This is a genomic window from Klebsiella sp. 1SOBk5mer, assembly GCF_046603115.1.
GTDB lineage: Bacteria > Pseudomonadota > Gammaproteobacteria > Enterobacterales > Enterobacteriaceae > Klebsiella > Klebsiella quasipneumoniae.
Genome location: NZ_JBKIUU010000003.1, coordinates 308,992 through 320,687, shown reverse-complemented (window position 1 = coordinate 320,687; position 11,696 = coordinate 308,992). Strand labels below are relative to the sequence as shown.

Here is an 11,696-nt window from a genome sequence, read left to right as displayed (position 1 = left end):
TTGCATGCAGATGAAGCTGTTTTAATTATAGAACCCGTCCCCGTCACGACGGCGGTCCGCTTCAGGGACGGTGCTCGCTGCGGGGGTGTTCGAGGGTCTGAAGAATGATGGCGTGTAGCGTTTCCGCATGGTGGCGCAAAACGAGAAAGACATCGCGATCCAGAGCGCCATTTATAACATCCGTTTCCATAATCTGTAAGGCCTCCTGCCAGGCCATCCCTTTACGATAAGGGCGATCTTCGGTCAGGGCGGTGAAAATATCGGCGATGGAGATAATGCGGTCGGCGAGGGTCAGGTGATCCTTTTCGAGATGCAGAGGGTAGCCGCTGCCGTCCAGTTTTTCATGATGATTCGAGGCCCAGTTGATAATGTCGCCAAGCTCGCTGTAGTCGCTAAGGAGATCCCCGGTCATGTAGCTGTGCTCGCGTACCTGGCTCAGCTCGTCGTCATCCAGCTCCCCCTCTTTTTCCAGAATAGAAAGAGGGATATAAACCTTACCAATGTCGTGCAGATAGCCGGCAACCTGTATTTGCTGGCAGATGGGCTCCGGCAGCTGCATCCAGTGGGCAAGCTGGCGGGCGATTTCCCCCACCATAATACTGTGGCTGGCGGTAAAGCTGCTGTAGGTGTCGACAATTTTGGCAATCAGCAGGCAGACATCTTTCAGACCGTCAATATCCAGATACAGCGTGTTGATGGGGGCAATAATTTCCAGCAGCCGTTGAATATGCCCGGGATGCAGGTGCTGCCAGAAGTTCGCATTTTCAGCGACCTCGCACAGGGTATCGCAGAGTAACGGATCGATCTCCCGGTGCAGGGTGACGAACTGCTCCACCACTGCCCGCGTGGGCCAGGCGGTCACGCGGCTATCCGCCGGCAGCAGCCGTTCAAAGGCATCGGCGAAATAGACAATATGCTGTTCGCGGCTGCCGCGGTGCTCCGGGCTGAAGTGGTGGTCGCGAATAAAGGGGACGATGGGCCGGAAGGTTGCTAACCCCTCGAGCATCGCCGCCCCCTGGCGCTGATGCGGATCGTGGACATTATCGATGGCATCCAGCGAATGAATGGTGCGTCTATCACCCAGTACGCCGATATCGTGCAGCAGCGCGGCGCAAAAGATGGTCTGCTGCCGCTCGGCAGGCAAGCCCAGCCTTTGCGCCAGCGTCAGGGCGATTAAGGCCGTTCGTTGCATATGCCGGTGCAGATCAGGGTTAATGATCTGAATGACGTTAGTGGTCAGCATCAGGGCCGACTTCAGGGCAATACGCATTTCTGTTCTCCGTTCGCGTCACCCGGCGGGCATAAATGACCTCGGGGGTGACGGAAGTGTCGATAATCTGATCCCAATGCGTGTTGTGTGTTGCTGAAAGGGTAAAAACTCATAATGTATGGGTTCATGGCGCTTGCCCGGTTCAGATCCAGTCATGCACCAGATTTGGGCGATGTTGATGCGAGAACCTTAATATTGTCTGATAGTTAACCATTTACCCCCCGTAAAAGATATCAATTCTGGCAAGCCCTTTGCATTAAGCAAGCGTAAGTTTGATTAATGTCTATGAAGGGAGTGACTTGTATGAATTTTAGAGCATTACTTGCCATTGCGTTACTGACGATGAGCAGCCTGGCGTTTAGCGAGACGCGCTTACCGCATATTGTCATTTTAGCCACCGGCGGGACGATTGCCGGCTCGGCGGCCAGCAATACCCAGACGACGGGCTATAAGGCCGGGGCAATTGGCGTGCAGACGCTGATTAACGCCGTGCCGGAAATAAGTAAAATCGCCCACGTCGAAGGTGAGCAGGTGGCGAATATCGGCAGTGAGAATATGACCAGCGATATTATTCTGCAGCTCTCGAAGCGGGTGAATGCGTTATTAGCCCGGGATGATGTCGATGGCGTGGTGATCACTCATGGCACCGACACCCTCGATGAAACCCCTTATTTCCTCAATCTGACGGTGAAAAGCAATAAACCGGTGGTCTTTACCGCCGCGATGCGTCCGGCGACGGCGATCAGCGCCGACGGGCCGATGAACCTGCTGGAAGCCGTCACCGTCGCCGCCGACCCGGATGCCCGCGGGCGCGGGGTCATGGTGGTGCTTAACGACCGCATCGGCGCGGCGCGCTTCGTCACCAAAACCAATGCCACCTCGCTGGATACTTTCCGGGCGCCGGAGGAGGGTTATCTTGGCGTCGTGGTGGGGGGAAAACCCCAGTTTGAAACGCGGGTGGATAAAATTCATACCCTGCGCTCGGTCTTCGATGTGCGTCAGCTGAAGGCCCTGCCGAAAGTGGTGATCATCTATGGTTACCAGGACGACCCGGAGTATATGTACGATGCGGCGATCGCCCATCATGCCGACGGTATTATTTACGCCGGCACGGGGGCGGGTTCTGTATCGGTACGTAGCGCCGCTGGTATAAAAAAAGCGCAGCAGGCGGGTATCGTGGTGGTGCGCGCCTCCCGCACCGGCAGCGGCGTGGTGCCCCCGGACGACAGCCAGCCAGGGCTGGTGGCCGATTCCCTCAACCCGGCGAAAGCGCGTATTCTGCTGATGACGGCGCTGACGCAGACGAAAAATCCGCAGCTGATCCAGCAATACTTCCACACCTATTGATCCTCTACGGCCGGGTCGTGGTTCGCGCCCTGGCCGCGTTGTTCTCTCAATCACCCGACGCGAGTGCAAACCGGCGGCGGATCATTGTCCGTCATTCACCCCCGCCTGTTTTTATGCGCGAGGCGTAAAGAAATATTTTTTTAGCAGCCGGCGAGGGCGCCATTAAAATGCCTCCGCAGGAAAAGACGAGTATTTTTAAAGCAGGCTTAAATAAGCCTATTCTTAATTATTGTCTTAAGGCGAATTTAATCTTCCTTATGCTGATAGATTAAACATGATGCATTCCACGGCGCGCGCGCTTTAATTATCACGCCCACAAATGACGATGCGACGCGATGCGCCACGCCGCTGGCCGCGCGGCTTAGCGGACGACATCTCCCCGCAGGCACGGCGCTCCCGATGAAGAATTCGGTTTTTTCTGCTAGTAACGCGGATGATTAGCGTGAAAATGATATACATGATGAATATATTAAAAGGGCCGCAAGATTTAAGTTTACATTTAGTAACATTTGTGCCGCAATTATGTTTTTTTGTCAGCACGCAGTTTTTTACTTGCCGGAAGGAATTTCGCCGGATTAGTATTGTCGAACTTGCTGTACGTACCGCCTAATGATGATAAATGGACTCTGTTTTCCTTAAGCGTTACCACAAAATTAATGTTTACAGGAAAAATCATGGCCTGCGTATTTCATAAACAACTTTTACACCCGCGCAACTGGCTGACCTGGTTCGGGCTCGGCATTCTCTGGTTGATCGTGCAACTGCCTTATCCGCTGCTGCATTTTATCGGCACCAGCGCGGGTCGTCTTTCCAGACGCTTTCTCAAACGCCGCGAACATATCGCCCGGCGCAATATTGAACTCTGCTTCCCGGAGATGTCGCCGGCGGCGCGCGAGACCCTCATCGATCAAAACTTTATGTCGCTGGGAATGGGACTGATCGAAACCGGCATGGCCTGGTTCTGGAGCGATGAGCGGGTTAAAAAATGGTTTGATGTCGAGGGCTTTGCCAACCTTAATCATGCGCTTAGCGGCGGGAAAGGGGTGATGGTCGTCGGCGTACACTTTATGTCGCTGGAGCTGGGCGGGCGCGCCATGGGGCTGTGTCGTCCAATGATGGCCACCTATCGTCCGCACAACAGTCCGCTGATGGAGTGGGTGCAAACCCGCGGTCGCCTGCGCTCGAACAAAGCGATGATCGATCGCAACAACCTGACCGGCCTGGTACATGCCTTAAAATCAGGCGAAGCGGTATGGTTTGCTCCGGACCAGGATTACGGCCCCAAGGGCAGCGTGTTTGCGCCGTTTTTCTCCGTCCCGCAGGCGGCTACCACCAACGGCACCTATGTGCTTTCCCGTTTATCGGGGGCGAAAATGCTGAGCATCAGCATGGTGCGCAAGCTGGATCGCCAGGGCTACAGTCTGCACATTAGCGAAGTGATGAATGACTATCCGGGTGAGGATAAGCAGATCGCCGCCGGCTATATCAACAAGGTGATTGAGCGCGAGATCCTGCGCGCCCCCGAGCAGTATCTGTGGGTGCATCGCCGTTTTAAAACCCGCCCGCTGGGTGAACCCTCCGTCTATTAACCTTCCCGCACAGGCTGCGCTTTCAAAATCCCGACAGTTGGGGTAACGTGAGCCGGATCATGTTTTAGTCGTGCGCGAAGGAGTGCAGAGTGTTCGCTGAGTTTGGTGTTCTGAATTATTTGACCTACCTGGTCGGGGCGGTGTTTATCATCCTCGTCCCTGGCCCTAATACGTTTTTTGTGCTGAAGACGGGCATTGCCCACGGCGTAAAGAAAGGCTATCTGGCGGCGGCGGGCGTCTTTATTGGCGACGCGGTGCTGATGTTTCTGGCCTTTGCCGGCGTGGCGACGCTGATTAAGACCACGCCGGTGCTGTTTAACGTCGTCCGTTACCTCGGGGCGATTTACCTGCTGTGGCTGGGGGGCAAAATGCTCTATGCGGTGCTGACCCAGCGTGACGGCCAGGCCGACGCCAGCGCAGAGCCGGCGAGCGCAATCCTTAAGCGCTCCCTGACCCTGAGTCTGACCAACCCGAAAGCGATTCTGTTTTATGTGTCGTTTTTCGTGCAGTTTATCGACGTCAACGCCAAAGCACCCGGGGTGGCGTTCTTTATTCTGGCGCTGACCCTCGAGGTGATAAGCTTCTGCTATATGAGCTTTTTGATCCTCTCCGGCTCGTTTGTCACCCGCTACGTCAAAACCCGCAAGAAGCTGGCCAAACTTGGCAACAGCCTGATTGGCCTGGTTTTCGTTGGGTTCGCCGCGCGCCTGGCTACCCTGCAGTCCTGATCCCCACGGGCCGGTTACCCACAGACCGGCCCGCCGCCTCTTATTCTGCCCTGTAACAAAAACCCTTCATTTTTTATTGCATTGGTGTTACATATACAGCCGTTTATCGCTCAGCAAAAAGGAAGCCCGGATGATTCTGCAAAAACTCCTCAGCAATAAAAACTGCAAAAAATACTGTCTGTCGCTCGCGGCGGTGTTTGCTATCGCGCTGGCGGTGGTGGGACGGGCGACCTTTGGCGGCGTGGTGAGCGAGTACAATATGCCGTACTCGGAGTGGACGACGTCCATGTTCTTCCTGCAGGGGGCGATGGTGACGGTTTACAGCATCGTCTTTACCGCGCTCTTCGCTATTCCGCTCGGCTTTATTTTCCTAGGCGATGAGCGTCAGGATTAAGCGTCAACGGGCGAACCAAAGTTCGCCCTGTTTTATCGGCTCATCAACAGCGTGAAGCATTAATCATCGTCATGATAGTGATGATGGTGGTGATGGCGATGGTGGTGATAGCCATCGTCAACAATGCATCCCGATAACAGCGTGCACAGCGCAATAATCAACGGTAACACGATCGGTTTTTTCATCCTTACTTCTCCCGCTATTTTTCTTTCCCCGGGGCCGAGAATGCCGCGGCGGATAACGTGAGTGTAAAGCGTTAACTTATTGATGGGATAGGACAACTCCGCATTATCGCCGCGGCGATCACCACCAGCCGAACTGGGCGCCGGCCACCGCCACGATGGCGACAACCAGCATAATAATGGTGCTTTTTTTCATTATGCCCCGCCCGGCGCCGCATAGCCGCCGACAAAAAACCAGCCGAGAAAGACGACGGCGATGATAAAGATCGCCACCGGGAAAAGAATACCCAATTTCATGATAGTGTCCCTGTACCCACGAATGATGCCCAGCATGATACTGGATATCGCGTGACTTTAGTCAATATGAATAAAATTCTCCTGCCGGCGAGACTTCTTATCCTGATACATCGCCTCATCGGCAGCGCGTAAGGCCGCTTCAACATCGATACTCTGCGGATCGCAGATGACCACCCCGAAGCTGGCGCCCTCATAGTTGATACGCTGTTCGCCGAGGAAGTAGACGCCGCACAGGGCCTGGCGCAGGGTGGTGACATACGCCTGCTGCGCCGCGGGCGGCTGGGCGCTACCGACGATCAAAAACTCATCGCCGCCAAGGCGGCCAACGATATCTTCACGGCGCGCGACGGCGGTGAGTCGTTCGCCGACCTGCACCAGAAAGCTGTCGCCGCACGGATGGCCGAACCGATCGTTAATGGCTTTGAAACCGTCGAGATCGATAAAAATGAGCGCGACCTGTTGCTGCTGAGCGCGGGCGGAGGCAAAGCGTAGCGCCAGCTGCTTAAACAGCGCGCGGCGATTAGGGAGCTGGGTGAGCTCATCGGTCGACGAATGCAGCTCCAGCGCGACGTTTGCCGCCTGCAGCTGTTGCACCAGGGTGTCTTTTTCCACGTAGTGGGAAATGAGCTTCGCGAACAGGCCCATGACCTGTTCACCTTCAAGGTTATAAGGCTGTTGTTGCCGGCTGGTGGCGCAGAGGGTGCCGAACAGAGAGCCGTCGGCCAGGCGCACAGGAATGCTTAAAAAGGTGGCGATCCCCAGCTCCTGGGCGGCGATGCAGGAGTGCCAGCGACGGGCGACGTCATTGCTAAACGTACACTGATCCTCAAGGGCGCGTTTGCACAGAGATTCATCCCAGGGGACGGAAAATCCTTCCGGGATCTGCATTTCGCTGCTGTTGTGGGCGAACATGATCTGCTGCCGCTGGGCGTTAATATCGATGCGGGTAAGGTAGGTGGACTCCATTCGCGTCACCGCCTCCAGCATCTCCAGCAGCTGGCGCACCAGGGTTTCCAGGGACTGTTCCGTAGCGAGGGTTTGCGACACCCGGGCAAGAATAAAATCTGACATGAATAATACAGCTCCAGCACGCCAAACGTCACCCCAGCATATTGGGCTGCAAACGGACATCAGCGTCGAGTAAACAGTGATATTTTTAAATTTATCACATCTGTCTGGGGAATACTTGTCGACACGGCGGGAAAAAAAGCCCCGTCGGGGGCGACGGGGAAAAACTCATTGATTATGGAATGATCTGTTCTCTGGTCAGTTCGAGAACAAGGGTTAATCTACGGGGGAAAAGTGCAGGCAAGATGGAGAAAACGTGGAGATTCAGGCTAAAATCCCCGGGAATTGAAGAAAGGGAGAAAAGATGAAAAAGTTACTGGCTATTTTGCCCCTGGCGCTGGCCGGCTGCGCCCAGCCGCAGCCCACCGCGCCGACGAAAACCATCGGCATGGCCAATCCCGCGTCGGTCTACTGCCAGCAATCCGGCGGCACCCGGGTGCCGGTGCAAACGCCGCAGGGCGTCAGCACCCAGTGCAAGCTGCCCAGCGGCGAAACCCTCGATGAGTGGGCGCTATGGCGCCGGGACCATCCGGCTAAATCGTAACCGGCAGGGCCGCCAGCCAGGCGGCCAGCACCCGGGCATGATTCTGCTCGGTGTTCTTCGCGGCGTACAGCAGCGTCAGCGGCTGGCGCTGCGCCAGCGCCGCCAGCCGCAGGCCCGTTTCGCGATGGGCGTCGAGCTCCTGACGATAGCGCTGGCTGAAGTGGTCGAAATCGATCGCCTCGCCGTGAAAGGCTTTCCGCAGCTCAGCGGACGGCGTTAACTCTTTACACCACTCATCGCAGGCCAGCGCCTCTTTTTTAATACCCCGCGGCCAGAGACGGTCGACCAGCACCCGATAGCCGTCGCTGCTTTCCTGTGGATCGTACACCCGTTTACATTGAATCATCATCCTGCTCCCTCTGTGCCATCCAGGCGAGCAACTGCGGGATCTGCCCGTCGGAAAATACCGTGATGCCGTGAGCGCGCAGCAGGTCGGCGGCCACGCCGGCGCCCGCTTTGCGCCGCCCGCGAAAGGAACCGTCATAGATAAACTGACTGCCGCAGGTGGGGCTGCCGTCGGTGAGTAATGCCGCCTGACATCCCGCTTCCCGGGCGGCGCTGAGCGCCAGCCAGGCGGCCAGCTGATAATGTCCCGTGACGTCGCGGCCGTCGCTTTCCACGATCCGCGCCCGTCCGGCAAGCACATCGCCGCCGGCGCCGCCGAGGATCTCCGCCGGCAGGCGGGGCGTCGGCAGACCGGCCGCCAGCTCCGGGCAGTGGATCACCAGACGATCCGCCTGCTGCCAGCGGGACAGGGTCGCCGCCAGCTGCGCTTTCTCGCTACCGTTATATCGCACCTGGAATCCCATCAGGCAGGCGCTGACCAAAAGCTTACTTTTCATCCTCTCTCCCTTTTGCGCTTGCTCCAGTATACCTCACCCACCGGCCACGGCGGTGGGGTGAAAATAAGGATTGTGTTCCGCGGAGGGGATCGCTATCCTGACGTGCCTTGTGCTGCTCGTCTCGTCCAGACATAAGGAACCTGCTATGAAAACCCCTTTACGCCTCGCCCTCGTCGGCGATTATCACCCCGATATTGTTGCCCATCAGGCCATTCCCCTGGCGATAGACGATGCTGCCGCCGTGCTGGAGCAGCCGGTGAAATATGACTGGCTCGCCACCCCGTCGATCGCCTCCGGCGACGCGCTGGCGGAGTACGATGCCGTCTGGGTCGTTCCCGGCAGCCCGTATCGTCACCCGGAAGGCGCGTTTGCCGCTATCAGCTATGCCCGTGAAAACAGCATTCCTTTCCTCGGCACCTGCGGCGGCTTTCAGCATGCGGTGATTGAATACGCCCGTAACGTGCTCGGCTGGCAGGACGCGGGCCATGCGGAAACCGACAGCGAAGGGCGGATGGTGATCGCTCCCCTCAGCTGCTCGCTGGTGGAGACTTCTGCCGTCGTCGAGCTGCGGGCGAATACGCTGATTGCCCGCGCCTATGGTCGGGAGAGCATTGAAGAGGGATACCACTGCCGCTACGGGGTGGATAGCGCGTTTGCCGCGGAGCTGGAGCAGGGCGATCTGCGCGTCACCGGCTGGGATGAAGAGGGCGAGATCCGCGCCGTCGAGCTGGTGACGCACCCGTTTTTTGTCGCCACCTTGTTTCAACATGAACGCCACGCGCTGGAGGGGCGTCCTGCGCCGCTGGTGCAGGCGTTGCTGCGCGCCGCGGCACAATAACCCTACCGGCAGCGGGCGCTGCCGGTCATCTTCAGGGATGAATCTCCCGGTCGCGCCCGGCGAGGGCGCCGCAGACCGCCATCACCAGCGAAATCAGCGCCACCGCCAGCAGCGGAATATGCCAGTCGCCATTGGCATCGTGGATCCTGCCCATCAGCGGCGGTCCGCAGGCGGCCAGCAGATAGCCGACGCTCTGCGCCATCCCCGACAGCGCCGCGGCCTGGTGCGCCGAGCTGGCGCGCAGGCCGATAAACGTCAGGCCGAGGATCATCGTGGCCCCGGAGCCAAAGCCGAACAGCAGCGTCCAGCCGATGGCCAGCCCTGGCAGCAGCCACAGCCCGGCGGCGCTGATGGCGCACATCAGGGCGACCAGCACCGCGATCCCGCGCTGGTCGCGCAGCCGATGCAGGATCAGCGGTATCGCCAGGCCGGGCGCGGCGGTCGCCAGCTGCAGCAGGCCATGCAGCGAGCCGGCCTGCGCTTCGCTATAGCCCATACTCTGCAGAATCGACGGCAGCCAGCCGATAATCACGTAATAGACCAGCGAGTTGATGCCGAGGAACAGCGTCACCTGCCAGGCCAGCGCCGACCGCCAGATCCCCCGGTTATGCATGGCGCCTGAGCCGGTCAGCGGCGCCTCCGCTTGACGCCGGGACTGCGGCAGCCAGCTGACGAGCGCCAGCAGCGGGAAGATCATCAGCAGCAGCAGCGCCCCGCGCCAGCCGAATCCGGCCATCGCCACGGGGACCACCAGCGCCGAGCCAAGCGCCGCCGCGCCGCCCATCGTCAGGGAATAGGCGCCGGTCATCCGGGCGACATGCTGCGAGAAATCCCGTTTAATCAGCCCGGGCAGCAGCACGTTACCCAGCGCAATGCCGCAGCCGATCACCGCCGTGCCGATAAACAGCCATGCAGCGGAGGGCAGGGAGCGCAGGGCAATGCCGGCGCAGATCAGCAGCATCGCCAGCAGCAGGCTGCGCTCCATGCCGAACCGGCGGGCAACCCCAGCCGCCAGCGGCGAGACAAGGCCAAAGGCCAGCAGCGGCAGGGTGGTGAGCAGCCCGGTCTGCGCGGTGGTCAGGCCATAGTCGCTACGAATCGCGTCCAGCAGCGGCGCCGCGCCGGTAAAGACCACGCGCAGGGTGGTGGCGATGAGCAGGATACCGGTAATCAGCAGCGCGGGGCGGCGGCCGGTGGAGGAGATCACAGAAGACATATCATTCTCAAGGTAACTAACGAGGGGGGTTACGATAGCGACTTTGCCCCCTGTTTAAATCAAGCTAAAATGACAGATTATCGCTAATATCGGACAACATGATGATCGGACTGGGTCTGGATGGTTATGAACCGGACAATGGCCACGAATCGGCCATTGCCTTTCGTATTCGGGTGGTGGAGGCGGAGCAGTATATTCCGGCGCATTCCCACCGTAAGGGGCAGCTGATCCTCGCCCTGCACGGCGCCTTGACCTGCGAGGTGGAGAACGCGATGTGGATGGTGCCGCCGCAGTATGCGGTGTGGGTCCCGGGGCAGCTTTCCCACAGTAACCGCGCCACCCCCGGCGCCCAGGTGTGCTTCCTGTTCATCGAGCCGGGCGCCGCGCCGATGCCGGACCGCTGCTGTACGTTAAAGATTTCCCCGCTGGTGCGTGAGCTGATCCTCACCCTGGCGGAACGCGGCGGCGAGTCGCTGGCCGCCCCCGCCACGGCCCGGCTGGTGCAGGTGCTGTTTGATGAGCTGCCCCGGCAGCCGCAGGAGCACCTGCAGCTGCCGGTATCGAACCACCCGAAAATTCGCCAGATGGTGACGATGATGGCCGAGGATCCGGCGCGCTGGCAGACCCTGAGCCAGTGGGCGGCGGAGTTCGCGATGAGCGAGCGCAATCTGGCGCGGCTGGTGGTGCGTGAAACGGGGCTGAGCTTTCGCCGCTGGCGCCATCAGCTGCAGCTGATCCTTGCGCTGCAGCAGCTGATCCGCGGGCAGACGGTGCAGCAGACGGCCCAGGCGCTGGGCTACGATTCCACCACCGCCTTCATCACCATGTTTAAGAAAGGGCTCGGACAGACGCCGGGCCGCTATCACGGCAGCCTGGCTACGACTTCCCAATAAACAACGAGATGATCCCGGCGGCAATCAGCGGCCCGACCGGGACGCCGCGAAACAGGGCGACGCCGAGCACCGTACCGACCAGCAGTCCGGCCACCAGCTGCGGCTGGGAGCCCATCAGCGAGACGCCGCGCCCGCCAAGCCACGAGACAAACACCCCGACCGCAATCGCCAGCAGCGATTTCCAGTTCATAAAGGAGTGGATCAGGGTCGACGGCGGCAGCGTGCCGCTGGCGATGGGCGCCATCACGCCGATAGTCAGAATGATGATCCCGACGGTCAGTCCCTGTTTCTCAATCCAGGGAAAGAAGGCGTTCAGCGGCGTGACGCGCACGATAATCAGCACGAGGATGGAGATCGCTACGGTGGTGTTATGGCTGATAAAGCCGAGCGCCGCCAGACCCAGCAGGATCAACAGGGTGGTATCAAACATGTACAGAGGTCCTTGCCAAAAAAAGAATGCCAAAAAATATCCCGCTTACTCTACGCAT

The 11,696-nt window shown here is 58.9% G+C and carries 16 protein-coding genes; 7 read left to right on the top strand and 9 right to left on the bottom strand.

Going from position 1 to position 11,696, the window contains the following annotated elements:
• Window positions 1-61: 61 nt before the first annotated feature.
• Window positions 62-1,270, bottom strand: coding sequence for an HD domain-containing phosphohydrolase (locus ACLH1U_RS10430; RefSeq protein WP_032452471.1), 1,209 nt, complete (start codon window positions 1,268-1,270; stop codon window positions 62-64).
• Window positions 1,271-1,573: 303 nt separating this feature from the next.
• On the opposite strand from ACLH1U_RS10430, the gene fraE reads away from it, so the two are divergent.
• From fraE to ACLH1U_RS10410, 4 genes are all read left to right on the top strand, one after another.
• Window positions 1,574-2,617, top strand: a complete 1,044-nt coding sequence (fraE, locus tag ACLH1U_RS10425) for a fructose-asparagine asparaginase (protein ID WP_044522254.1) — start codon at window positions 1,574-1,576, stop codon at window positions 2,615-2,617.
• Between the two features lie 674 nt (window positions 2,618-3,291).
• A complete protein-coding gene (gene lpxP, locus ACLH1U_RS10420) occupies window positions 3,292-4,206 on the top strand; it encodes a kdo(2)-lipid IV(A) palmitoleoyltransferase (protein ID WP_023289231.1) in 915 nt (304 codons plus the stop codon).
• An 89-nt stretch (window positions 4,207-4,295) separates the two neighbouring features.
• Window positions 4,296-4,934, top strand: coding sequence for a leucine efflux protein LeuE (gene leuE, locus ACLH1U_RS10415; RefSeq protein ID WP_004203730.1), 639 nt, complete (start codon window positions 4,296-4,298; stop codon window positions 4,932-4,934).
• 130 nt (window positions 4,935-5,064) lie between these two features.
• On the top strand, window positions 5,065-5,328 hold the full coding sequence (locus ACLH1U_RS10410; protein ID WP_004203731.1) for a DUF2534 family protein: 264 nt from the start codon (window positions 5,065-5,067) through the stop codon (window positions 5,326-5,328).
• Between the two features lie 59 nt (window positions 5,329-5,387).
• Here ACLH1U_RS10410 and ACLH1U_RS10405 read toward each other — a convergent pair whose 3' ends face one another.
• The 4 genes from ACLH1U_RS10405 to ACLH1U_RS10390 all read right to left on the bottom strand — a co-directional run bounded on the left by ACLH1U_RS10405 (window position 5,388) and on the right by ACLH1U_RS10390 (window position 6,878).
• Window positions 5,388-5,513: a hypothetical protein gene (locus tag ACLH1U_RS10405; RefSeq protein ID WP_004203733.1), complete on the bottom strand. Its 126-nt coding sequence runs from the start codon at window positions 5,511-5,513 to the stop codon at window positions 5,388-5,390.
• 118 nt (window positions 5,514-5,631) lie between these two features.
• Entirely contained in the window at window positions 5,632-5,706 is a 75-nt protein-coding gene (yoaJ, locus tag ACLH1U_RS10400) for a protein YoaJ (protein ID WP_137910537.1), read from the bottom strand.
• Window positions 5,706-5,807, bottom strand: a complete 102-nt coding sequence (locus ACLH1U_RS10395; protein ID WP_004150782.1) for a YoaK family small membrane protein — start codon at window positions 5,805-5,807, stop codon at window positions 5,706-5,708. Before ACLH1U_RS10395 ends, yoaJ begins: the two co-directional genes overlap by 1 nt.
• A 57-nt stretch (window positions 5,808-5,864) precedes the next feature.
• Window positions 5,865-6,878, bottom strand: coding sequence for a sensor domain-containing diguanylate cyclase (locus tag ACLH1U_RS10390; protein ID WP_017898645.1), 1,014 nt, complete (start codon window positions 6,876-6,878; stop codon window positions 5,865-5,867).
• Between the two features lie 301 nt (window positions 6,879-7,179).
• Here ACLH1U_RS10390 and ACLH1U_RS10385 point away from each other — a divergent pair, with 301 nt between their 5' ends.
• Window positions 7,180-7,419 (top strand): DUF333 domain-containing protein, encoded by a 240-nt coding sequence (locus tag ACLH1U_RS10385; RefSeq protein ID WP_023289245.1) that lies wholly within the window; start codon window positions 7,180-7,182, stop codon window positions 7,417-7,419.
• Here the strand turns inward: ACLH1U_RS10385 and ACLH1U_RS10380 are convergent.
• Window positions 7,409-7,747 (bottom strand): DUF488 domain-containing protein, encoded by a 339-nt coding sequence (locus tag ACLH1U_RS10380; protein WP_072096655.1) that lies wholly within the window; start codon window positions 7,745-7,747, stop codon window positions 7,409-7,411. The two genes, ACLH1U_RS10385 and ACLH1U_RS10380, sit on opposite strands and share 11 nt — an antisense overlap.
• A gap of 4 nt (window positions 7,748-7,751) precedes the next feature.
• Complete coding sequence (locus ACLH1U_RS10375) at window positions 7,752-8,261, bottom strand: DUF523 domain-containing protein (protein WP_023289247.1); 510 nt, start codon at window positions 8,259-8,261, stop codon at window positions 7,752-7,754.
• Between the two features lie 145 nt (window positions 8,262-8,406).
• Here ACLH1U_RS10375 and ACLH1U_RS10370 point away from each other — a divergent pair, with 145 nt between their 5' ends.
• Window positions 8,407-9,099: a CTP synthase gene (locus ACLH1U_RS10370; protein ID WP_065806315.1), complete on the top strand. Its 693-nt coding sequence runs from the start codon at window positions 8,407-8,409 to the stop codon at window positions 9,097-9,099.
• A gap of 31 nt (window positions 9,100-9,130) precedes the next feature.
• On the opposite strand, the gene ACLH1U_RS10365 is transcribed toward ACLH1U_RS10370, so the two are convergent.
• Window positions 9,131-10,306, bottom strand: coding sequence for a CynX/NimT family MFS transporter (locus ACLH1U_RS10365; RefSeq protein WP_072420489.1), 1,176 nt, complete (start codon window positions 10,304-10,306; stop codon window positions 9,131-9,133).
• Window positions 10,307-10,413: 107 nt separating this feature from the next.
• On the opposite strand from ACLH1U_RS10365, the gene ACLH1U_RS10360 reads away from it, so the two are divergent.
• The gene (locus ACLH1U_RS10360; RefSeq protein WP_072199183.1) at window positions 10,414-11,208 is read left to right on the top strand and encodes an AraC family transcriptional regulator; all 795 of its coding nucleotides are present in this window, start codon (window positions 10,414-10,416) and stop codon (window positions 11,206-11,208) included.
• On the opposite strand, the gene ACLH1U_RS10355 is transcribed toward ACLH1U_RS10360, so the two are convergent.
• Window positions 11,192-11,638, bottom strand: a complete 447-nt coding sequence (locus ACLH1U_RS10355) for a DUF441 domain-containing protein (RefSeq protein WP_044522266.1) — start codon at window positions 11,636-11,638, stop codon at window positions 11,192-11,194. The genes ACLH1U_RS10360 and ACLH1U_RS10355 overlap by 17 nt on opposite strands.
• Window positions 11,639-11,696 lie beyond the last annotated feature (58 nt).

Excerpts from the sequence above, each read along its gene's own strand:
- ACLH1U_RS10375 (WP_023289247.1), bottom strand. The coding sequence starts at position 8,261 with ATGAAAAGTAAGCTTTTGGTCAGCGCCTGCCTGATGGGATTCCAGGTG.
- ACLH1U_RS10390 (WP_017898645.1), bottom strand. The coding sequence starts at position 6,878 with ATGTCAGATTTTATTCTTGCCCGGGTGTCGCAAACCCTCGCTACGGAA.
- ACLH1U_RS10355 (WP_044522266.1), bottom strand. The coding sequence starts at position 11,638 with ATGTTTGATACCACCCTGTTGATCCTGCTGGGTCTGGCGGCGCTCGGC.
- ACLH1U_RS10360 (WP_072199183.1), top strand. The coding sequence starts at position 10,414 with ATGATGATCGGACTGGGTCTGGATGGTTATGAACCGGACAATGGCCAC.
- fraE (WP_044522254.1), top strand. The coding sequence starts at position 1,574 with ATGAATTTTAGAGCATTACTTGCCATTGCGTTACTGACGATGAGCAGC.
- lpxP (WP_023289231.1), top strand. The coding sequence starts at position 3,292 with ATGGCCTGCGTATTTCATAAACAACTTTTACACCCGCGCAACTGGCTG.
- ACLH1U_RS10395 (WP_004150782.1), bottom strand. The coding sequence starts at position 5,807 with ATGAAATTGGGTATTCTTTTCCCGGTGGCGATCTTTATCATCGCCGTC.
- ACLH1U_RS10370 (WP_065806315.1), top strand. The coding sequence starts at position 8,407 with ATGAAAACCCCTTTACGCCTCGCCCTCGTCGGCGATTATCACCCCGAT.
- ACLH1U_RS10410 (WP_004203731.1), top strand. The coding sequence starts at position 5,065 with ATGATTCTGCAAAAACTCCTCAGCAATAAAAACTGCAAAAAATACTGT.
- ACLH1U_RS10385 (WP_023289245.1), top strand. The coding sequence starts at position 7,180 with ATGAAAAAGTTACTGGCTATTTTGCCCCTGGCGCTGGCCGGCTGCGCC.
- ACLH1U_RS10405 (WP_004203733.1), bottom strand. The coding sequence starts at position 5,513 with ATGAAAAAACCGATCGTGTTACCGTTGATTATTGCGCTGTGCACGCTG.
- ACLH1U_RS10430 (WP_032452471.1), bottom strand. The coding sequence starts at position 1,270 with ATGCGTATTGCCCTGAAGTCGGCCCTGATGCTGACCACTAACGTCATT.